At 51.3% G+C, this 20,710-nt stretch carries 18 protein-coding genes; 9 read left to right on the top strand and 9 right to left on the bottom strand.

The annotated features are described in order from the left end of the window. Window positions 1-25 precede the first annotated feature (25 nt). Together mobB and mobA are read right to left on the bottom strand one after the other, a co-directional pair. On the bottom strand, window positions 26-535 hold the full coding sequence (gene mobB, locus ACQ3G7_RS22655; RefSeq protein ID WP_430892307.1) for a molybdopterin-guanine dinucleotide biosynthesis protein MobB: 510 nt from the start codon (window positions 533-535) through the stop codon (window positions 26-28). After that, the gene (gene mobA / locus ACQ3G7_RS22650; RefSeq protein WP_263098644.1) at window positions 532-1,116 is read right to left on the bottom strand and encodes a molybdenum cofactor guanylyltransferase MobA; all 585 of its coding nucleotides are present in this window, start codon (window positions 1,114-1,116) and stop codon (window positions 532-534) included. Before mobA ends, mobB begins: the two co-directional genes overlap by 4 nt. Before the next feature lie 69 nt (window positions 1,117-1,185). Here mobA and ACQ3G7_RS22645 point away from each other — a divergent pair, with 69 nt between their 5' ends. The 3 genes from ACQ3G7_RS22645 (at window position 1,186) to dsbA (ending at window position 3,157) form a co-directional block, all read left to right on the top strand. Next, entirely contained in the window at window positions 1,186-1,455 is a 270-nt protein-coding gene (locus ACQ3G7_RS22645; protein ID WP_061499540.1) for a YihD family protein, read from the top strand. A gap of 75 nt (window positions 1,456-1,530) precedes the next feature. Then, the gene (locus ACQ3G7_RS22640; protein WP_430892305.1) at window positions 1,531-2,517 is read left to right on the top strand and encodes a serine/threonine protein kinase; all 987 of its coding nucleotides are present in this window, start codon (window positions 1,531-1,533) and stop codon (window positions 2,515-2,517) included. Window positions 2,518-2,533: 16 nt separating this feature from the next. After that, window positions 2,534-3,157, top strand: coding sequence for a thiol:disulfide interchange protein DsbA (gene dsbA, locus ACQ3G7_RS22635; protein WP_263098642.1), 624 nt, complete (start codon window positions 2,534-2,536; stop codon window positions 3,155-3,157). Window positions 3,158-3,170: 13 nt separating this feature from the next. Here the strand turns inward: dsbA and yihG are convergent, their stop codons facing one another. Beyond that, the gene (gene yihG / locus ACQ3G7_RS22630) at window positions 3,171-4,025 is read right to left on the bottom strand and encodes a 1-acylglycerol-3-phosphate O-acyltransferase, YihG family (protein ID WP_430892312.1); all 855 of its coding nucleotides are present in this window, start codon (window positions 4,023-4,025) and stop codon (window positions 3,171-3,173) included. Here yihG and ACQ3G7_RS22625 point away from each other — a divergent pair. The 3 genes from ACQ3G7_RS22625 (at window position 3,919) to spfP (ending at window position 7,502) form a co-directional block, all read left to right on the top strand. Then, window positions 3,919-4,185: a hypothetical protein gene (locus tag ACQ3G7_RS22625; protein WP_430892314.1), complete on the top strand. Its 267-nt coding sequence runs from the start codon at window positions 3,919-3,921 to the stop codon at window positions 4,183-4,185. The two genes, yihG and ACQ3G7_RS22625, sit on opposite strands and share 107 nt — an antisense overlap. Before the next feature lie 317 nt (window positions 4,186-4,502). Further along, the gene (polA, locus tag ACQ3G7_RS22620) at window positions 4,503-7,289 is read left to right on the top strand and encodes a DNA polymerase I (RefSeq protein ID WP_430892302.1); all 2,787 of its coding nucleotides are present in this window, start codon (window positions 4,503-4,505) and stop codon (window positions 7,287-7,289) included. A 165-nt stretch (window positions 7,290-7,454) separates the two neighbouring features. Further along, a complete protein-coding gene (gene spfP / locus ACQ3G7_RS24795) occupies window positions 7,455-7,502 on the top strand; it encodes a small protein SpfP (RefSeq protein WP_071892919.1) in 48 nt (15 codons plus the stop codon). A 91-nt stretch (window positions 7,503-7,593) separates the two neighbouring features. On the opposite strand, the gene yihA is transcribed toward spfP, so the two are convergent. After that, window positions 7,594-8,220: a ribosome biogenesis GTP-binding protein YihA/YsxC gene (gene yihA / locus ACQ3G7_RS22615; protein WP_148654743.1), complete on the bottom strand. Its 627-nt coding sequence runs from the start codon at window positions 8,218-8,220 to the stop codon at window positions 7,594-7,596. Window positions 8,221-8,791: 571 nt separating this feature from the next. Here yihA and yihI point away from each other — a divergent pair. Further along, entirely contained in the window at window positions 8,792-9,295 is a 504-nt protein-coding gene (yihI, locus tag ACQ3G7_RS22610) for a Der GTPase-activating protein YihI (RefSeq protein WP_263098640.1), read from the top strand. Between the two features lie 186 nt (window positions 9,296-9,481). Beyond that, a complete protein-coding gene (gene hemN, locus ACQ3G7_RS22605) occupies window positions 9,482-10,855 on the top strand; it encodes an oxygen-independent coproporphyrinogen III oxidase (RefSeq protein ID WP_430892300.1) in 1,374 nt (457 codons plus the stop codon). Window positions 10,856-10,919: 64 nt separating this feature from the next. Here hemN and ACQ3G7_RS22600 read toward each other — a convergent pair whose 3' ends face one another. From ACQ3G7_RS22600 to glnA, 4 genes are all read right to left on the bottom strand, one after another. After that, a complete protein-coding gene (locus tag ACQ3G7_RS22600) occupies window positions 10,920-11,042 on the bottom strand; it encodes a YshB family small membrane protein (protein ID WP_139109680.1) in 123 nt (40 codons plus the stop codon). A 110-nt stretch (window positions 11,043-11,152) separates the two neighbouring features. Beyond that, window positions 11,153-12,562 carry a nitrogen regulation protein NR(I) gene (gene glnG, locus ACQ3G7_RS22595; protein ID WP_263098638.1) on the bottom strand — a complete coding sequence of 470 codons (1,410 nt, stop codon included), beginning with the start codon at window positions 12,560-12,562 and terminating at the stop codon, window positions 11,153-11,155. An 8-nt stretch (window positions 12,563-12,570) separates the two neighbouring features. Then, window positions 12,571-13,620, bottom strand: a complete 1,050-nt coding sequence (gene glnL / locus ACQ3G7_RS22590) for a nitrogen regulation protein NR(II) (protein ID WP_263098637.1) — start codon at window positions 13,618-13,620, stop codon at window positions 12,571-12,573. A 266-nt stretch (window positions 13,621-13,886) separates the two neighbouring features. Beyond that, window positions 13,887-15,296, bottom strand: a complete 1,410-nt coding sequence (gene glnA / locus ACQ3G7_RS22585; protein WP_263098636.1) for a glutamate--ammonia ligase — start codon at window positions 15,294-15,296, stop codon at window positions 13,887-13,889. Between the two features lie 380 nt (window positions 15,297-15,676). On the opposite strand from glnA, the gene typA reads away from it, so the two are divergent. Beyond that, the gene (gene typA / locus ACQ3G7_RS22580) at window positions 15,677-17,500 is read left to right on the top strand and encodes a ribosome-dependent GTPase TypA (protein WP_263098635.1); all 1,824 of its coding nucleotides are present in this window, start codon (window positions 15,677-15,679) and stop codon (window positions 17,498-17,500) included. Window positions 17,501-17,568: 68 nt separating this feature from the next. Here typA and ACQ3G7_RS22575 read toward each other — a convergent pair whose 3' ends face one another. Continuing rightward, the gene (locus tag ACQ3G7_RS22575) at window positions 17,569-20,328 is read right to left on the bottom strand and encodes an autotransporter outer membrane beta-barrel domain-containing protein (protein ID WP_430892297.1); all 2,760 of its coding nucleotides are present in this window, start codon (window positions 20,326-20,328) and stop codon (window positions 17,569-17,571) included. Window positions 20,329-20,710 lie beyond the last annotated feature (382 nt).

Raw genomic sequence — 20,710 nt, 5'->3', positions numbered from 1 at the left:
ATTCCTTGTGAAAAAATCGGTGAAACTAACCGGTGAAGCGTAACCAGCGCAAAATAAAGTCGGTAATCTGTTCAATATTGTTCAGATCCAGCACTGGAACGCTGATTTCCAAAGGTTCATCGCTGGCCACAGCGATAACATGCTCATCCAGTATGAGTTCTTGCAGACTATGTCCGCAGTTTTGTCGCCAAAGCAGGATCTTTGCTACCGCTTCATGCTTAAACCCTTCCACCAGAACCACATCCAGTGTTGAGGCATCCATCCGACTGACCAGATACGCCAGGTCCAGTTCTGTATCATCCGGTGTTTCCGTCATCAAAGCCCAGCGCTGAGAACTTGCCACCAGCGTTTGCGCCGCCCCCGCCTTACGCAATTCATAACTGTCTTTGCCAGGCTTATCGACATCCATATCGTGATGGGTATGTTTGATTAAACCCGGTCGGATTCCGTGTGCGCAAAGTGCCGGGATCAGTTTTTTTAGAAGAGTTGTTTTACCTGTACCGCTCCAGGCTGCAATAGCGAGTAAAGGGATCATGAATTCTCCTGCCAGTGAGCGAGATCGTCTGGTGTATTTACATTGGCAAATGCGATTTTCACATCACTAAAATCTACAGGATGTCCGCCTGATTCACGCATAAACACCATTACTCTGCGTTCCCCGCGCGCCAGGTAGTCTTGTAACGCTGGCAAAATGCGTCTGTTAATCAGAGCAATAGCTGGATGATCTCGCTCGCCATCATGCACCCACACCGCCGGGGCCTGTTGACGTTGATCCCGCAACCGGGCGAAAAGATTCTCTGGCACATAAGGCGTGTCGCAAGGACAAAACAAAAACCACTCACTGGCTATTTGCTGCATTACCGAAAGTATTCCTGCCAGCGGGCCGGGAAAATCATTCATACTGTCAGACACCACGGTCAGACCACTGGCACGGTAGATATCGAGATTGCGGTTGGCGCTGATCACCACGTTTTCAACCTGCGGCGCCAGTCTCTGCGCGACATGTTGCCATAAAGGCTTCCCGTTCAGCTCCAGCAAACCTTTATCTTTTCCCCCCATGCGCGAGGCCTTTCCTCCCGCCAGTACTACGCCGGTTACTGCACTGCTGTCCGTCACAGTTATCGCCTCTTTTATTGTGGGATTGACCCTGCTAACGTGTCTGTACCAAGAGTAAGGAGCACGACCATGAAATGTAAACGCCTGAACGAAGTTATCGAACTTCTCCAGCCTGCATGGCAGAAAGAGCCGGAACTGAATTTACTGCAATTTTTGCAGAAACTGGCGAAAGAATCAGGTTATGACGGCGAACTGGCTGATTTAAGTGACGACATTCTGATCTATCACCTGAAAATGCGCGATTCCTCGAAAGATGCGGTGATCCCTGGGATTCAAAAGGATTATGAAGAAGATTTCAAAACTGCTCTGCTGCGCGCTCGAGGCGTGATTAAAGAGTAAAAGCTTGTAAGCGGTGCCACCGAAAACGCTGCGAAATGATATCCTGAATCATTCGTTGTATTTTCGGATGACAGGATGACCTGTAACGCTTTTACTTTCCAGACACTACACCCGGATACCATCATGGATGCGCTGTTTGAGCAGGGGATCCGGGTGGACTCCGGTCTCACTCCGCTCAACAGCTACGAAAACCGTGTCTACCAGTTTCAGGATGAAGACCGCCGCCGTTATGTGGTGAAGTTTTATCGTCCCGAACGCTGGTCAGCAGAGCAAATCCTCGAAGAGCATGAGTTTGCCCTTGATTTACAGCGTGATGACGTTCCCGTTGCCGCGCCGCTTGCCTTTAACCACCAGACATTGTTGACCCATAACGACTTCTTTTTTGCGGTTTTCCCCAGTGTTGGTGGCCGCCAGTTCGAAGCTGACAATCTCGATCAGATGGAATGGGTTGGGCGGTATCTTGGGCGTCTGCATCAAACCGGCAGTAAAAAACGCTTCGCCCATCGACCGGACATTGGGGTAAAAGAATATTTACTTGAACCACGCCAGCTCTTTGAAACAACTGCGCTAATCCCTGCGGGTTTAAAAAGCGAGTTCCTGTCTGCAGTTGATAAGCTTATTGATGCAGTTATGGCGCAATGGCACAACCGCTTTAATCTGCTGCGCCTGCACGGTGACTGTCATGCCGGGAATATTCTCTGGCGCGACGGACCGATGTTTGTCGATCTGGATGATGCCCGCAATGGTCCTGCGATTCAGGATCTGTGGATGCTGCTGCATGGCGATAAAGCTGAGCAGCGTATGCAGCTTGAGATGATCGTTGAAGCTTATGAAGAATTCAGCGAGTTTAATCACGCCGAATTAGGCCTTATTGAGCCGCTTCGCGCTATGCGGATGGTCTACTATCTTGCGTGGCTTATCCGTCGTTGGGGCGATCCGGCATTCCCCAAAAATTTCCCCTGGCTGAACAGTGAAGATCACTGGCGCAGGCAGACATTGAGTTTCCTTGAGCAGGTGAAAGTTCTGCAGGAACCCCCTTTAGCATTAACACCCATGTATTGAACGGAGAGAGTTAACCATGAAGAAGATTTGGCTGGCGCTGGCAGGAATGATTCTGGCATTTAGCGCCTCTGCGGCGCAGATCACCGACGGCAAGCAGTTTATTACTCTGGATAAACCCGTGGCTGGTGAGCCGCAGGTGCTTGAGTTCTTCTCGTTCTACTGCCCGCATTGCTACGACTTTGAACGCGTATGGCATATTGCCGATGCGGTTAAGCAAAAGCTGCCGGAAGGCACCAAAATGACCAAGTATCACGTAGAGTTTCTTGGTCCGTTGGGTAAAGAGATGACGCAAGCGTGGGCGGTAGCGATGGCGCTGGGTGTGGAAGATAAGATCACCGCGCCAATGTTTGAAGCGGTGCAGAAAACCCAGATCGTTCAGTCGGTTGCTGATATCCGCGACGTCTTTATCGCTGCGGGTGTGAAGGGGGAAGAATATGATGCCGCCTGGAACAGCTTTGTGGTGAAATCGCTGGTTGCTCAACAGGAAAAAGCCGCTGCCGATCTGCAGTTGCAAGGGGTTCCGGCCATGTTTGTGAATGGCAAATACCAGGTTAATCAGCAGGGCATGGATGGCAGTAGCCTGGATGCCTTCGTGAAAGATTATGCCGACACGGTGAAATTCCTGGTCGAGAAGAAGTAAAAGAAAACGCCGGTCATTGACCGGCGTTTTTGTATTGTGTCTTTATCGCATCGATGTGTTCGTCTTTACCTGCCCATAGTTTATTCAGCCACTGCTGAAAACCACGCTTAAAATTCTTATCGCTGACGTAGTCCCCGTGTAGCTCTTCATTTACCGGGAGCAGGTTAACGCGTACAACAATGCGAGTCAGTTTACCGCTGAGCATATCCTGGAAAGGGGTCTTATCGTTTTCCGGGTAGCATAACGTCACATCCAACAGCTTATCGAATTGCGTCCCCAACACATTTAACGCCATGGCGACACCTGCGGCTTTTGGCGGCAGCAGGTTTTTATAGGGGGAGCGCGTCTCGCTGCGTTTCTCTTCGGTAAAACGCGAGCCTTCAACAAAATTGACTATCGTGGTGGGGTGATGGCGAAACTTCTCACAGGAACGGCGTGTCGTTTCCACATCTTTGCCACGGCGTTCAGGATGGCGGATCAAATACCCCCTGGAGTAGCGGCGCATAAATGGCATATCCAGCGCCCAGCAGGCAAGGCCGATAAACGGAACCCAGGCCAGTTGTTGCTTGAGGAAGTATTTATTCATCGGGATATGTTTGCGAAACAGCACGCACAACACCACGATATCCGCCCAGCTATGATGATTACAGATCAGCAAATACCAATTCTTTTTATTCAGGCTTTCCAGCCCTTCGACATCCCACTTTAAATGCGGATTAAGATACAGCAGCCAGGAAAGCCCTTCGCACCAGCAGTACATCATGAAATTACAGAAGGTTGAGATTGCACGCCAAAGCGCCGGAACCGGGAGTAATAGTTTGAGTATGCCGGCAATAATAATCGGCACGGAGCAAGCGACAGTTACCAATATGGTGAGCAGGACACTCAACGTAAGAGTGAATACTGCAAGCAATCTCGACATAGTTAAATTATTCAGAAAGTTAGCTGCTGAAGGCGCACCTGAGAAAAGCGCAATGGGCGATTTTATCAGAAAACAGAGTGCAGGAATGCTTAAACCTTGCTGGTAGTACCTGGTTATGCTGGCGTGGGAAAAGCAAATCATCTTTTCTTATATCCACATAGCTTAAATTGTCATCATAAAGCCATAAGGATCCTTTTCACTGTTTTAACTATATGAAATAAAAGGTTTTGTATAATTCTGCGATCTTAATTAAGACACAAAAGTCCAGCCTGAAATAAACTATGCACAAACTTATCCACAGGTTGAATATGCGAGCGATCCCGACGATCGCGAAATCTTTGCCGGCAATTGCCGCGAAAAATTCATGTTTCCCCCGGTCTGTGGCATCCTTGGACCATAAATTGATAAACAGGCACGGACATCATGGTTCAGATCCCAGAAAATCCCCTTATCCTTGTTGACGGTTCGTCTTACCTCTATCGCGCTTATCATGCGTTCCCCCCCCTGACCAACAGCGCGGGCGAACCCACAGGGGCGATGTATGGCGTACTGAATATGCTGCGTAGCCTGATTTTGCAGTACCAGCCGACACATGCCGCGGTGGTGTTTGATGCAAAGGGAAAAACCTTCCGTGACGAACTGTTTGAACATTACAAATCGCATCGCCCGCCGATGCCGGATGATCTGCGTGCGCAAATAGAACCCCTCCACGCCATGGTCAAAGCCATGGGATTACCGCTGTTGGCGGTTTCCGGCGTAGAAGCGGACGATGTGATCGGCACGCTGGCGCGCGAAGCAGAAAAAATGGGGCGCCCGGTGCTGATCAGCACGGGTGATAAAGATATGGCGCAACTGGTCACGCCAAATATCACTATGATCAATACCATGACCAACACCATTCTTGGTCCAGATGAAGTGGTCACCAAATACGGCGTTCCACCGGAGCTGATTATCGATTTCCTTGCACTGATGGGCGACTCTTCGGACAACATCCCAGGTGTACCTGGCGTCGGTGAGAAAACCGCACAGGCGCTGCTGCAGGGGCTTGGTGGTTTAGACACGTTGTATGAGCAGGCGGATAAAATCGCTGGCCTGACTTTCCGCGGTGCGAAAACCATGGCCGCGAAGCTGGAGCAGAGTAAAGAGGTGGCTTACCTCTCTTATCAGCTGGCAACGATTAAAACCGATGTTGAGCTGGAGCTGACTTGCGAGCAGCTTGAAGTACAGCAGCCTATGGCGGAAGAGCTCCTCGGGTTGTTCAAACAGTATGAATTCAAACGCTGGATCACCGATGTTGAAGCCGGTAAGTGGTTGCAGGCAAAAGGGGCGAAACCGGCAACGAAACCTCAGGAAACCATTACGGTAGACGCCAGTGCGGATATCCCGGCAGCAACGCTCTCTACGGATAACTACGTCACTATCCTTGATGAAGAGACGTTGCAACAATGGATTGCAAAGCTGAAAAGCGCGCCACTGTTTGCTTTTGATACCGAAACCGACAGCCTGGACAATATTAGCGCCAACCTGGTTGGGCTCTCTTTTGCCACTGAACCGGGCGTTGCGGCATATGTGCCGGTAGCGCATGACTATCTGGATGCGCCGGACCAAATTTCCCGTGAACGCGCATTGGAGCTGCTCAAGCCGCTGCTGGAAGATGAAAAAGCCGTTAAAGTCGGGCAGAACCTGAAATACGATCGCGGCGTGCTGCAAAATTACGGTATTGAACTGCGCGGTATTGTGTTTGATACCATGCTGGAGTCCTACACGCTGGATAGCGTAGCGGGTCGCCATGATATGGACAGCCTCTCTGAACGCTGGCTGAAACACAAAACCATCACCTTTGAAGAGATTGCCGGCAAAGGTAAAAATCAACTGACCTTTAACCAGATCGATCTGGAACAGGCCGGTCGCTACGCAGCGGAAGATGCTGACGTTACCTTGCAACTGCATCTGAAGATGTGGCCGGAACTGCAAAAAAACGCCGGGCCGCTTAACGTGTTTCAGAACATTGAAATGCCGCTGGTGCCAGTGATCTCTCGCATCGAACGCAACGGGGTTAATATCGATCCTGCGGTACTGCATAAGCACTCGGAAGAGCTGACCCTGCGTCTGGCAGAGTTGGAGAAAAAAGCCCATGAGATCGCCGAAGAGCCTTTTAATCTTTCGTCCACTAAGCAGCTACAAACTATCCTTTTTGAAAAACAGGGTATTAAACCGCTGAAGAAAACGCCGGGCGGCGCACCGTCTACGTCGGAAGAGGTGCTGGAAGAGCTGGCGCTTGACTATCCACTGCCGAAAGTGATCCTTGAGTACCGTGGGTTGGCGAAACTCAAATCAACCTACACCGATAAATTGCCGTTGATGATTAACCCGAAAACCGGGCGCGTCCATACGTCGTATCATCAGGCGGTGACGGCGACAGGGCGTTTATCTTCAACCGATCCCAACCTGCAAAATATTCCGGTGCGCAATGATGAGGGCCGACGTATTCGTCAGGCATTTATCGCACCGAAAGATCATGTGATTGTCTCTGCGGACTACTCGCAAATTGAGCTGCGTATTATGGCCCACCTGTCGCGCGATAAGGGCCTGCTGTCGGCATTTGCCGAAGGGAAAGATATTCACCGCGCGACGGCGGCGGAAGTGTTTGGCCTGCCGCTCGAAAGCGTCAGTAATGAGCAGCGCCGTAGCGCCAAGGCCATTAACTTTGGTCTGATCTATGGTATGAGCGCGTTTGGTTTATCACGCCAGCTCAATATTCCGCGCAAAGAGTCGCAAAAATATATGGACCTCTACTTTGAGCGCTATCCGGGCGTGCTGGATTATATGGAACGCACGCGTGCGCAGGCGAAAGATCGCGGTTATGTCGAAACTCTCGAAGGGCGCCGACTTTATCTGCCGGATATCAAATCCAGTAATGCGGCCAGACGAGCCGGAGCAGAACGTGCGGCAATCAACGCACCGATGCAGGGTACGGCGGCGGATATTATTAAGCGCGCGATGATTGCGGTAGACGCATGGTTGCAAAGTGAAAAACCTCGCGTTCGTATGATCATGCAGGTTCACGATGAACTGGTGTTTGAGGTGCACAAAGACGATCTTGAAGCGGTGTCAAAAAAGATCCATGAACTGATGGAGAGCAGTACGACGCTTGACGTGCCGTTGCTGGTGGAAGTCGGGAGCGGACAAAACTGGGATCAAGCGCACTAAGTCTACGGCGGATAAGGTTCTTTTTTGTAAGTAAGCAACAAATGACCGGGAGTTTTGTGATGATCATTAGAATTCCCTATGTAAAAATTGAAAAGAAATTACAAAAAGTGCTTTGTCCGGATCCAAAAAGGGAGTAGAGTTATTTGCGTAGGGTACAGAGGTAAGATGTTCTATCTTTCAGACCTTTTACTTCACGTAATCGGATTTGGCTGAATATTTAGCCGCCCCAGTCAGTAATGACTGGGGCGTTTTTTATTGTGCAAAAGAAAGAAAAAACGCGGCGGACGCCGCGTGATGGAAGGGATTACTCGTTACTTTCTTCAACCGGCGGCAGCGAGCTAAACCAGGTGTCCAGCTTTTCACGCAATTTGTCCACGCCCTGTTTTTTCAGGGAAGAGAACGCTTCAACCTGAACGTCTCCCTGGAAAGCGAGCACGGCTTCACGCACCATATTGAGCTGCGCTTTGCGCGCGCCGCTGGCAAGTTTGTCCGCTTTAGTGAGCAGCACCAGCACCTGAAGATTGCTGTCTACTGCCCACTGGATCATCTGCTGATCCAGATCTTTTAACGGATGGCGAATATCCATTAACACCACCAGACCCTGCAGGCACTGGCGTTTTTCCAGATACTCCCCGAGCGCGCGCTGCCATTTGATTTTCATCTCTTCCGGCACTTCTGCATAGCCGTAACCCGGCAGGTCGACCAGGCGTTTGCCGTCGGCGACTTCAAACAGGTTAATAAGTTGCGTACGGCCCGGAGTCTTTGATGTGCGCGCCAGGTTTCTCTGGTTTGTCAGCGTGTTAAGCGCACTCGATTTTCCTGCATTGGAGCGGCCAGCAAAAGCCACTTCGATACCGGTGTCGGCGGGTAAGTGGCGAATATCAGGCGCACTGGTGACAAAGTGCGTCTGTTGGTAATTCCAGTTAGTCAAAATGGTCGTCTCCATCTGAAAGCATGCGGCGATTATACCTGAACTGCTGCAAAAGGCTGTTTTTCTCGTCAGAAACTCACCTGTAAGCCGTTGTCTTAAGTGTTGTAAGAGATTGGCTATTCCTGCTATGCGAACTTTCAGAGAAGTTGCAGGCACCCGAAACCGGTAAACTATTTTAAATCAATGAGTTGGTTTTAAAGAATTTTCCTAATTTATCGGATCGAGGCATCTAACTGCTTGTCAGTTTCGCTCAGAAGGGTAAAGTAACTCGCAGGCCAGGAGGCTAAAGAAGGAAGGATGACTCAAGGAGTGAGGGGTCAGGAGCGCCAGGAGGCGAAGACAGGACAAAACGTCTGGAGACGTTTACACGGAAAAGGAACCCCAACAGGGAATGTTCGACGCTAATGGAAAAACAGGGCTGGTTGATAGCGCACACGGAATGTAGAACCCATTATGGGTTGAGGGTCAAGAAAAAAGGCGACAGTTTGCACTGTCGCCTTTTTTCTTTGCTTGCTTTCTGCTAGATTCCGCCGCAATTCTATACTGAAGAAAACGACTTAAGACGACCATCATGAAAAAACCGTCCACCCAACCTCGCGGCAAAGTACGCCGTAAAACACGTGAAGAATTGAATCAGGAAGGCCGCGATCGCAAACGTGACAAAAAGCATCGCGGTAATGCTTCTGGCAGCCGCGCGAACGGTGGTGCTGAGTCTTCCGGCTCCGGCAAGGGTAAACCGCAAAAAGATCCGCGCACAGGCAGCAAAAAACCGATCCCACTGGGCGTTACCGAACCCCAGGTTAAAAAGCACCACAAACCTAAGAGCGAGAAACCTATGCTTTCACCGCAGGATGAGTTGGAGATGCTGGAAACGGATGAGCGCCTGGATGCGCTGCTGGAACGTCTGGAAGAGGGCGAAACCCTGAGCGCGGAAGATCAAGCGTGGGTGGATGCCAAACTGGATCGCATTGATGAGCTGATGCAGAAGCTGGGTCTCTCTTACGATGATGATGAAGATGAGGAAGAAGAAGAGCGCAAGGAAGATATGATGCGTCTGCTGAAAGGCGGCAATTAATCCTTTTCTATGGGCCTTCCCGTCCTGCTTATAACCCTTCCGGTTATATGTTATCTGGTGTGGTTATTCGTTAAACTACAGCGGTTGTCGCGGCGCAAAGTGTGGCTGCGCAACCGGCTTATGACCCGCAATGAGGTCAGGCCGGGCCGCCGGACCCGCCAGCGGCGTCATCGGAAGGAGTAAGCAATGTCAGAGCATGTGATCGACTGGGACCTGGCCCTCATCCAGAAATATAACTATTCCGGGCCGCGTTACACCTCATACCCCACCGCGCTGGAGTTTTCCGACGCTTACGGCGAAGAGGATTTTCAGCGTGCTGTTGCGCGTTATCCGGAGCGTCCGCTATCGCTGTACGTTCATATCCCGTTTTGTCACAAGCTGTGCTATTTCTGCGGCTGCAATAAGATTGTTACCCGGCAGCAGCACAAAGCCGATCAATACCTGGACGCGCTGGAACAAGAGATCGTTCATCGTGCGCCGCTGTTTAAAGGCCGCCACGTCAGCCAGTTGCACTGGGGCGGCGGTACGCCAACTTACCTGAATAAAGCTCAAATCAGCCGCCTGATGGGGCTTCTGCGAGGGCATTTTGCCTTTAACGATGAAGCGGAAATCTCGATCGAAGTCGATCCCCGTGAAATTGAGCTGGACGTTCTCGATCATCTGCGCCGCGAAGGTTTTAATCGCCTGAGCATGGGCGTGCAGGACTTTAATAAAGAAGTCCAGCGGCTGGTGAACCGCGAGCAGGATGAAGATTTTATCTTCGCGCTGCTTAATCACGCCCGGAAAATCGGTTTTACTTCGACCAATATCGATCTGATTTATGGGCTGCCAAAACAGACGCCGGAAAGCTTTGCCTTTACGCTACAACGCGTGGCAGCGCTGAGCCCGGATCGCCTGAGCGTGTTCAACTATGCGCATTTGCCGACGCTGTTCGCCGCGCAGCGCAAAATCAAAGATGCCGATCTGCCTTCCGCCCAGCAGAAGCTGGATATTTTGCAGCAAACCATCACCTCGCTCACCACATCGGGTTATCAGTTTATCGGTATGGATCACTTTGCCCGTCCGAATGATGAACTGGCTGTGGCGCAGCGTAACGGTGTGTTACACCGCAATTTCCAGGGTTACACCACCCAGGGCGATAGCGATCTGCTGGGGCTGGGCGTTTCCGCTATTAGCATGATTGGCGACAGCTACGCGCAAAACCAGAAAGAGCTAAAACACTATTATCAGCAGGTGGACGAACGCGGTAACGCGCTATGGCGGGGGATTGCGCTGACCCGTGATGACTGTATTCGCCGTGACGTGATCAAAATGCTGATCTGTAATTTCCGTCTGGCGTTCGGTGCAGTGGAAAATGTCTGGGGAATCGATTTTCGCGACTATTTTGCCGAAGATTTGCGCTTGTTAGCGCCGCTGGTGGATGATGGGCTGGTGGCGGTTGATGAAGCCGGGTTGCAGGTAACGGCGAAAGGGCGTTTGCTGATCCGCAATATTTGCATGTGCTTCGACGCTTATCTGCGCCAGAAAGCGCGGTTGCAGCAGTTCTCAAGAGTGATTTAGCGAGCGTGTTATCAGGCCTACAACAGGGTGCGTAGGCCTGATAAGCGCAGCGCCGTCAGTAAGACTAGCTAAACAGCCCAACCAACGCGGCGCAAAGCACAGCCGCGATGGCTGTTTGCGGTGTATGGCTTGCAGACGCGCCAGCTTCGACGCCTGTCGTAACCATATTGATGAATGATTCCAGCATGATGAACTCCCCCGTGAACGGGCAAGATCATACTTAACTACGGGTAACAGTAAAGTGTGAAATCGCAGCAATTTGCACTGACTATTCAATCTTTACACTTCTGCCGCCGTCTACTCCATTCCCAGCTCTTTCAGCTTACGCGTCAGGGTATTGCGGCCCCAGCCGAGCAAGCGTGCCGCTTCCTGTTTATGGCCCTGCGTATGCCGCAATGCGGTGGTCAGCAGCGTCCGTTCCATCTCCGGTTGCGCTTCAGAGAGCAGATTTTGATGACCGGAACGCAGCGCGCGATCCGCCCATTGCGCCAGCAGGGTTGCCCAACTGTCCGGCAGACTCTGTGACGGGTTATCCGGCGTGGTTGTTTCGAAAAGCTCGGCAGGCAGATCCTGAATCAGGACTTCCTGACCTGCAGCCATTACCGTCAGCCAGCGACAGGTATTTTCGAGCTGACGCACGTTCCCGCCCCAGGGCAGACGCGTTAATGCCGCTTCCGTTTCAGGGTGGAGTTGCTTGGTTTCCACCCCCAGTTCACGGGCAGCAACCTGCAAAAAGTGCCGCGCAAGGCGAGGGATATCTTCCCGACGTTCGCGCAGTGGCGGCAAGTGCACGCGAATAACGTTCAGGCGGTGGAATAAATCCTCACGGAATTTCCCTTCCTGAACCCGCAGCTCAAGGTTCTGGTGCGTAGCTGCGATAATGCGCACATCGACTTTTACCGGTGCATAACCGCCCACGCGATAGAACTGGCCATCAGCCAGCACGCGCAGCAAACGGGTCTGCACATCCAGCGGCATATCGCCGATTTCGTCGAGAAACAGCGTCCCGCCGTCGGCCTGTTCAAAACGGCCCTGACGCACGGTGTTCGCGCCGGTAAAGGCCCCTTTCTCGTGACCAAACAGTTCAGACTCGATCAAATCTTTTGGTATCGCGGCCATATTCAGCGCAATAAACGGCGCTTTTACCCGTGGGCTATGGCGATGCAGCGCATGTGCGACCAGCTCTTTACCGGTCCCGGATTCACCGTTAATCAGCACGCTAATGGACGAGCGCGACAGGCGACCAATAATGCGGAATACATCCTGCATTGCCGGAGCTTCGCCGATGATGTCGGTTGTCGGACCGCTGGCCTGTACATTACGCGGTTGCTGCTGTTCCTGATAATGGCTGATTGCGCGCTCGACCAGCGCAACGGCTTCATCAATGTCAAATGGCTTGGGCAGATAATCAAACGCCCCTTGTTGATAGGCGCTGACGGCGGCATCCAGATCGGAATGTGCGGTCATAATGATGACCGGAAGCATCGGATGGCGCTGCTTTATCTGTTTCAGTAACGCAAGTCCATCCATCCCTGGCATACGAATATCCGAAAGCAGTACATCAGGGGTTTTGGTGGTTAGCGCATCTAGCACTTCATTGGCACTTTCAAATGTTGTACAACTCAAGCCTGCCCCGGTGAGCGCGCGTTCCAGCACCCAACGGATGGAGCTATCGTCATCAACGATCCAGACTATCCCTCGTTGCATAAACACCTCTACTTCCGAATAGGCAGGTAAACCGAAAATTCGGTATGTCCTGGCCAACTGGTAAATTCAATTTTGCCAGAATGTTGATCGATCAAACTTCGTGCGATAGATAACCCAAGTCCGGTACCGCCTTCACGCCCGCTCACCATCGGATAGAACAGCGTATCCTGGAGATGCGAAGGAATGCCCGGACCGTTATCTTCCACATCTATTCTCGCCGCCAGGCGATAGCGCACACCGTGCAGCGTTAACTGGAAAGCGGTACGGGTACGTAAAATGATCTCGCCACCTTCCGGTCCCAGCGCTTGCAGCGCGTTGCGAACAATATTCAGTAAAACTTGCTCGATTTGGTCGGGATCGTGAGCCAGTTCCGGCAGGCTGGGATCGTAATCGCGGACCAGCGTGACGTTATCCGGCAGTTCCATTGACACCAGATTCACCACACGTTCGGCAACCTTATGAATGCTTTCGGTAACATGCATTCCAGGCTGTTGCGGACCAAGCAGACGATCCACCAGGTTGCGCAGACGGTCGGCCTGCTCGATGATCACTTTGGTATATTCCAGCAATGCCGGATCGGGCAGCGCTTTACTCAGCAATTGCGCGGCGCCACGTAGTCCACCAAGCGGGTTTTTGATTTCATGGGCCAGTCCACGCACCAGGTCGCGTGCAGCGACTTGTTGGGCATGCTGGAGCTGCTCCTGACTCAGACGTCGCTGGTTATCCATCGGCGCCATTTCCAACAGGATCAGCCCCTCCGGCAAACGTTGCGCCGTCAGTGAAAGAATGTGTGAACGCCCGTCAATGACGAGTGTGACTTCGTTATCGGTAAACCCCTGTCCGGCGTGCAGACTTTCCCGCATCAGATCGATGTTCAGTGAGAAGTAGCTCAGTAATTCAGGTAGAGGTGTGCCAAATAACTTACGTGAACTCTGCGCCAGCAATTGTTGCGCAGCCGGGTTCGCGTAATGCACTGCCAGTTCATCATCAACCAGCAAGATGCTGTTGATTAAAGAATTGAGGATCTGCCCAGCATCGGGCAGCACGCCACTTGCCATTCAGCAGTCTCCCGGATAGTTGCACTAATTTAGTGCAGTATAGCTTTTTATCGGTAAAAAGCGCGATAGATCAGGTTGTTGGTGGAGAAAAAAGCCCATCCTGGGATGGGCTAAAAAGTTCCACGGCAACAAATCCTCTGGCGTCGTTCTCGACGTAACTGCGTTGGCTGCCTTCGCTCACCCCGGTCACATAGTTATCTATGCTCCCGAGGGTTTGCTCAGTTGCCGCCTTGCTACGACAAGAAATCCGCTGAGTATTAAATTTATTAAACGCTGTAGTACAGTTCGAACTCTACCGGGTGCGGCGTCATGCGAACGCGGTCGTTTTCTTCGATACGCAGCGCGATGTAGGCATCGATCGCGTCGTCGGTGAATACGCCGCCAGCAGTCAGGAACTCGCGGTCAGCGCTCAGTGCGTTGAGTGCTTCTTCCAGAGAGCCTGCAACCTGCGGGATTTCTTTCGCTTCTTCAGCCGGCAGATCGTACAGGTTTTTGTCCATGGCTTCGCCCGGATGGATTTTGTTTTTAATACCATCCAGACCGGCCATCAGCAGTGCTGCGAAGCACAGGTACGGGTTCGCTGCCGGATCCGGGAAACGCACTTCAATACGACGCGCTTTCGGAGAAGCAACCACCGGGATACGGATAGAAGCAGAACGGTTACGGGCAGAGTAAGCCAGCATTACCGGAGCTTCGTAACCCGGGACCAGACGCTTGTAGGAGTTGGTGGTCGGGTTAGACAGGGCGTTGATGGCTTTCGCGTGTTTGATTACGCCGCCAATGTAGTACAGCGCTGTTTCAGACAGGCCTGCATATTTGTCGCCAGAGAACAGGTTGGTGCCGTTCTTGGACAGGGACATATGGCAGTGCATACCGGAACCGTTATCACCGAACATCGGTTTCGGCATAAAGGTCGCGGTTTTACCGAAACGGTGCGCAACGTTGTGCACAACGTATTTGTAGATCTGAATTTCGTCCGCTTTTTTGGTCATGGTGTTGAAGCGGGTTGCTACTTCGTTCTGACCAGCAGTCGCCACTTCGTGGTGGTGAGCTTCAACAACCAGGCCCATTTCTTCCATCACCAGACACATGGTGGAACGCAGGTCCTGAGCGGAGTCAACCGGTGGAACCGGGAAGTAACCGCCTTTAACTGCCGGACGGTGACCTTTGTTACCACCTTCGTATTTGGTAGAGGAGTTCCATGCGCCTTCGATATCGTCGATAGCGACGCTGGAGCCGGAAATGGAGCTGCCGAAGCGAACGTCGTCAAACAGGAAGAATTCCGGCTCTGGCCCGAACAGAACGGTGTCTGCGATACCGGTAGCGCGCAGGTACTCTTCAGCACGTTTCGCGATGGAGCGCGGGTCACGGTCATAACCCTGCATGGTGCCAGGTTCCAGGATATCGCAACGGATGATCAGCGTAGGTTCTTCGTAGAACGGGTCAATGACAGCGGTAGTCGCGTCCGGCATCAGTACCATGTCGGATTCGTTGATGCCTTTCCAGCCACCAATCGAAGAACCATCAAACATTTTACCTTCTTCGAAGAAGTCGGCATTGACCTGATGGGCTGGGATAGTGACGTGCTGTTCTTTACCTTTAGTATCTGTGAAGCGCAGATCAACAAACTTCACTTCGTGCTCATTCAGCATCGTCAAAACGTGTTCAGCGGACATACTTAAACTCTCCCGGATTTGTCATTGTCGTCGTGGTAACGAGGTCTTCAAATACTACGTAAACCTGGCGTTGTTGCCGTAAAATAGTTAAAGCGAAATCTATGCCAACTTTTAAATGCCCCTAAAAAGGCGTTATCATGCACGGTATAGTGCAAAAGGGCTGCACCATGATGGTTAAGCTGCACCAATATAGTGCTTCAATGTGAACATTGGGCACTATATTGGTGCAATTTTCGTTAAATGCCCCTTTTAACGCTCCGTGAAAGCGATCACAAAGCAACTCTGCAATACTTGTTTGCGGAGGATGTTTGTGATCCTGTTTAGTCCTTCGATTAATACGTGTACAATAACGCGCTATTTCTAATGCCTGAGGCAAAGTTGTGATCGAAAATCTGCGTAACATCGCCATCATTGCTCACGTTGACCATGGTAAAACGACCCTGGTTGACAAGCTGCTGCAGCAATCCGGTACGTTCGACGAACGTGCTGAAACACAAGAGCGTGTGATGGACTCCAACGATTTGGAGAAAGAGCGTGGGATTACCATCCTCGCGAAAAACACCGCTATCAAATGGAATGATTACCGTATCAACATCGTTGATACCCCAGGGCACGCCGACTTCGGTGGTGAAGTTGAGCGTGTGATGTCCATGGTTGATTCCGTGCTGCTGGTGGTTGACGCATTTGACGGCCCGATGCCGCAAACGCGCTTCGTGACCAAAAAAGCATTTGCCCATGGCCTGAAACCGATTGTGGTAATCAACAAAGTTGACCGCCCTGGCGCGCGTCCTGATTGGGTTGTTGACCAGGTCTTTGACCTGTTCGTTAACCTGGACGCGACCGACGAGCAACTGGACTTCCCGATCGTTTACGCTTCTGCGCTGAACGGTATCGCGGGCATGGACCACGAAGACATGGCTGAAGACATGACCCCGCTGTACCAGGCGATTGTTGACCATGTACCGGCACCGAACGTTGATCTGGACGGCACTCTGCAGATGCAGATCTCTCAGCTCGACTACAACAACTACGTTGGTGTAATCGGCATTGGTCGTATCAAGCGCGGTAAAGTGAAACCGAACCAGCAGGTCACTATCATTGATAGCGAAGGCAAAACCCGTAACGGTAAAGTCGGTAAAGTACTGACTCACCTGGGGCTGGAGCGTATTGATAGCGAAGTCGCAGAAGCGGGCGATATCATTGCGATCACCGGTCTGGGCGAGCTGAACATCTCTGACACCATCTGCGATCCGCAGAATGTAGAAGCGCTGCCGGCGCTGTCTGTTGATGAACCGACCGTGACCATGTTCTTCAACGTCAACACCTCTCCGTTCTGCGGTAAAGAAGGTAAGTACGTGACTTCACGTCAGATCCTCGACCGTCTGAATAAAGAGCTGGTGCACAACGTTGCGCTGCGCGTGGAAGAAACCGAAGATGCGGATGCGTTCCGCGTATCCGGTCGTGGTGAACTGCACCTGTCCGTTCTTATCGAGAACATGCGTCGTGAAGGTTTCGAAATGGCGGTTTCCCGTCCGAAAGTTATCTTCCGTGAAATCGACGGCCGTAAACAAGAGCCGTTCGAAAACGTTACGCTGGACGTTGAAGAGCAGCACCAGGGTTCTGTGATGCAGGCGCTCGGTGAGCGTAAAGGCGACCTGAAAAACATGAATCCGGACGGTAAAGGCCGCGTACGTCTCGACTACGTGATCCCAAGCCGTGGTCTGATTGGCTTCCGTTCTGAGTTCATGACCATGACCTCCGGTACCGGTCTGCTGTACTCCACTTTCAGCCATTACGATGATGTTCGTCCGGGTGAAGTGGGTCAGCGTAACAACGGCGTACTGATCTCCAATGGTCAGGGTAAAGCGGTTGCGTTCGCACTGTTCAGCCTGCAGGACCGCGGTAAGCTGTTCCTGGGCCATGGCGCGGAAGTTTACGAAGGCCAGATCATCGGTATTCACAGCCGTTCTAACGACCTGACCGTTAACTGCCTGACCGGTAAAAAACTGACCAACATGCGTGCGTCCGGTACGGACGAAGCCACGGTTCTGGTTCCGCCGGTTAAGATGACTCTTGAGCAGGCGCTGGAGTTTATTGATGATGACGAACTGGTCGAGGTTACTCCTCAGTCCATTCGTATCCGTAAACGTCACCTGACTGAGAACGACCGTAAACGCGCAATGCGCGGTACGAAAGAAGAGTAAGACCGCTTCTTTGCCAGTAAATGAAAAAGCCGCTGAAGTCAGCGGCTTTTTTTATGGCGGTATGTTTATCAGAAGCTGTATTTCACGCCCAGCATACCTTGTGTGTCACTGTAGCCTTTGGTCCCCACCTGCTGAGCAACGTTGCCCCACAGTGTCAGGTTTGGTGTAACCCGGCCTTCTACGCCTGCTTTCAGTTCAGCGATATTATTCGTCCCGCTCATGCTGTTGCTCACGTCATCCATTTTCACCCGGGTAGTCTGCGTGTTGTGGATCCAGTTAACTTCAACAAACGGCTGCAACTGGCGGTCTTTGCCTGCATCAACCGGGTTACGATCGCTGAGGTAAGCTTTCACGCCAAGGCGGGTCATCAGATTGCCACTGCTTTCGTCTTTCACTCGCGTGCCGTTCTGCTCGCGATGCTCACCTGCTTTAACGCCCATCCAGACCAGCTGGGCTTTGGGTTGGATCCAGAAACTGCGCTGTTCATTTTCGCCGACTTTAAAGCTGTAACCGGCTTCAACCGAAGCGGTGATGCCCTTGGACTTATATTTTTCAGTCGCTTGTTCCTGGCCTGTCACGTCGTTATCAAACCAGTTATAGAGTGCCCAGCTATCAACATAGGTACCTGTTTTATCCGCTTCATTGGCATACCAGGTACCGTACAACCCTACGCTGTAACCGGAAACTTTCCCGCGAGAGTGGTAGCCGGTAAGGTTCGATTTGGTGGTGTTGCTACTGTTGGCATAGCCCGCCATTGCACCCACATGCCAGCGGTCAAGACCGTCTGTGCTCCACTGCGCCAGATCGCCCCCCAGTTGCATAACATAGCGGTTACTGCTGGTTTTTAACTGACCACTGCCGTCTTTGAAGCGGGTATGACCGCCAACATTACGCAGCCACAGGCTGGTGACTTTCTTCTCGCCAGTGAGGACATCGGTGTACTGTGTTTCACCCAGGCGATCGTGCAGACGGGTCATGAACAGCGTATTTGCCGCATAGTTGTTGGCCAGATAACTACCGAATTCAGGGCGATACTGATGCTTACCTGCCGGTGTAACCGGGTCAACCGAAGGCGGCACAATTGGGCGCTCAGGTCCAACCGGATCAGGCTCAGGTTCCGGCTCCACATCTTCGATCTTGCTGGTCAGGTACCAGTTGTTGGCTTTCTGCACCACGTTATAGTCATAGCCCCCGGCAACGATACGGCCTGCTTTTTCAAAGGTACCGGCGGAGTTACCCTCGACGTCGATAATTTCGATACCTTCAACAGTTTGCGCCCCTGTCCCGCCAATATTATTAATGGCGACAAAGGTGTTACCGGCGGTATTCCCTTTAACAATCATTTTGTCTGTTTCAGAGGTGTCGTCAGCCAGCACGGTATTAAAGGCGAGTGTACCGCCGTTACCGGTGTAATCACCGTTCACCGTCAGCGTCTTCCACAACCCGTCGTTATCATGCAGAACATTCACCACCGCACCTGAATCCAGCGTCAGGCTGGTCAGTGTCGAGCTGTCAGTCATATTCCAGACGGCATTGCTCATGGTGAGCGCTGTTGTTGCTGCACCGGTAATATAAGATGCGCCATCCCATAATGAGTTGTCCCGCATCGACAGCAGAATGGCGCTGTTATCGCCGGATGAGGAAATATCGCCATCGATGGTGAATTTTCCGCCGGCTGAGGCATCGATCACCCCGCCGCTGAGGGTCGACATTGCATAGTTATTACTGGCTTTGTCACCGGCCATGGTAATGGCTGCACCGCCGGCCAGATTGATTTTCCCCTTCGACAACGCATGCAAGCCGGAGGATGCGGTACCGCTGTTGTTATTAATTGCGATTGATGCGTTATCGCCGAGATTGACGATCGCATTGGTGGTGTACACCCCGTAAGCGCCAACACCGTTGGTCGTTATGGACGCATCTTCAGCTAAAGAGATAGTTGAAGAGCCGGCGGCATAAATCGCGTTTGCGCCATCGAGATTGGTGGTGATATCGGCATTCTTGCCCAATTCAATCTTCGATGAAGATCCCGCGTAGGCGCCATAAGCCTGCTTACCATACGTTTCAATGACTGCATCCTGGCCCAGGCGGATATAAGAACCGCTTTGGTATGCGCGAATACCTTCTGCATAGTTGCCGCGGGTAACGATATGTGCGCGATCGCCAAGGATGATATTGTTTTTCGCCGCGGTGGCGTCCTTGATGGCATAAGCGGTAACGCCGCGCCCGGTGTTACCGGTGGTTTCAATATACGCATCGTTGCCAACGTAGATGTTGGCAGAACCAAGGAACCCCTGACTGAAAGAGCTGTAACCGGCGTTAATTCCGTCGCCGCTGTCTCCGTTAACGTAAATTTTGGTGCGATCGCCCGTTATTACAAATACCGGGTTATCTGGCGTGTTGGTACCGTGTGTACGGATCCCGTCAACATCTTTGCCATTATTTGCCGCAACTTTGGATTGTGTATAAATCGTTAAGTCATCGCCAAATATGACCCCAGGGCTGCCCGTCGTCGAATTCTGAATAACAGTAACGGTATGTTCAAATGCTTCGGCTCCGGGGCCATTCAGCGTAATACCGTTACCATAAATTGGGATGCTGCCAGTGTTCCATTGATATACATAGTTAGGATCGCTGGTGTTTTTACTGTAATTTGCACTTGCGCCGGATGGAATAAGCGCCTGGATTTCAGCTGGTAAATCAGAAACCAGACCCGTTGCAGGCAAGTCATTGAAATTTAAATACGCTGCGTGGACTGGAATGAATATTGATGCCAGAGCCGCAGAAATAGCGATTGCTATTGGCGAATATTTTGTTGAATGTGACATATTTTCCTCCCCGCAGGGAATAAGGCACCCACCGCATTTGAATGGATATGTGGGTTTTTAAATTAAATATATAAATTTTGTGGCTGAATCAGGATATAAGCTTTTGAATTGTCTTAACCCTTAATATCTAAACACAAGATGTATCTACTCACGTCAAACTGTTTATCTCTTCAGTTAATACTTGCTCCTGTTCACGTTATGTGTTTTTCTGAAGCAAATATAAATTCAAATGATGTTATCTTTTAATCAATTAGCCTTATTAAATATTTTTAATTCTCATCTAAGAAATTAATTTTTAACTCTTTGGATTTACTGGGTTTAGATGGTTTTCTTAGTTTGTTAAACCTATAGTTGTGGTGAATTATTTTAATTTTTTGCTAAA

Source organism: Kosakonia sp. N21 (genome assembly GCF_050587465.1).
Taxonomy (GTDB): domain Bacteria; phylum Pseudomonadota; class Gammaproteobacteria; order Enterobacterales; family Enterobacteriaceae.
This window is presented reverse-complemented; position numbering and strand designations above follow the sequence as displayed.

Bases quoted from the DNA above. Each gene is read 5' to 3' on its own strand.
- hemN (WP_430892300.1), top strand. From the start codon at position 9,482: ATGTCAGAGCATGTGATCGACTGGGACCTGGCCCTCATCCAGAAATAT.
- yihI (WP_263098640.1), top strand. From the start codon at position 8,792: ATGAAAAAACCGTCCACCCAACCTCGCGGCAAAGTACGCCGTAAAACA.
- mobB (WP_430892307.1), bottom strand. From the start codon at position 535: ATGATCCCTTTACTCGCTATTGCAGCCTGGAGCGGTACAGGTAAAACA.
- ACQ3G7_RS22645 (WP_061499540.1), top strand. From the start codon at position 1,186: ATGAAATGTAAACGCCTGAACGAAGTTATCGAACTTCTCCAGCCTGCA.
- ACQ3G7_RS22575 (WP_430892297.1), bottom strand. From the start codon at position 20,328: ATGTCACATTCAACAAAATATTCGCCAATAGCAATCGCTATTTCTGCG.
- glnG (WP_263098638.1), bottom strand. From the start codon at position 12,562: ATGCAACGAGGGATAGTCTGGATCGTTGATGACGATAGCTCCATCCGT.
- glnA (WP_263098636.1), bottom strand. From the start codon at position 15,296: ATGTCCGCTGAACACGTTTTGACGATGCTGAATGAGCACGAAGTGAAG.
- dsbA (WP_263098642.1), top strand. From the start codon at position 2,534: ATGAAGAAGATTTGGCTGGCGCTGGCAGGAATGATTCTGGCATTTAGC.
- ACQ3G7_RS22640 (WP_430892305.1), top strand. From the start codon at position 1,531: ATGACCTGTAACGCTTTTACTTTCCAGACACTACACCCGGATACCATC.
- polA (WP_430892302.1), top strand. From the start codon at position 4,503: ATGGTTCAGATCCCAGAAAATCCCCTTATCCTTGTTGACGGTTCGTCT.
- ACQ3G7_RS22625 (WP_430892314.1), top strand. From the start codon at position 3,919: ATGAAATTACAGAAGGTTGAGATTGCACGCCAAAGCGCCGGAACCGGG.
- glnL (WP_263098637.1), bottom strand. From the start codon at position 13,620: ATGGCAAGTGGCGTGCTGCCCGATGCTGGGCAGATCCTCAATTCTTTA.
- ACQ3G7_RS22600 (WP_139109680.1), bottom strand. From the start codon at position 11,042: ATGCTGGAATCATTCATCAATATGGTTACGACAGGCGTCGAAGCTGGC.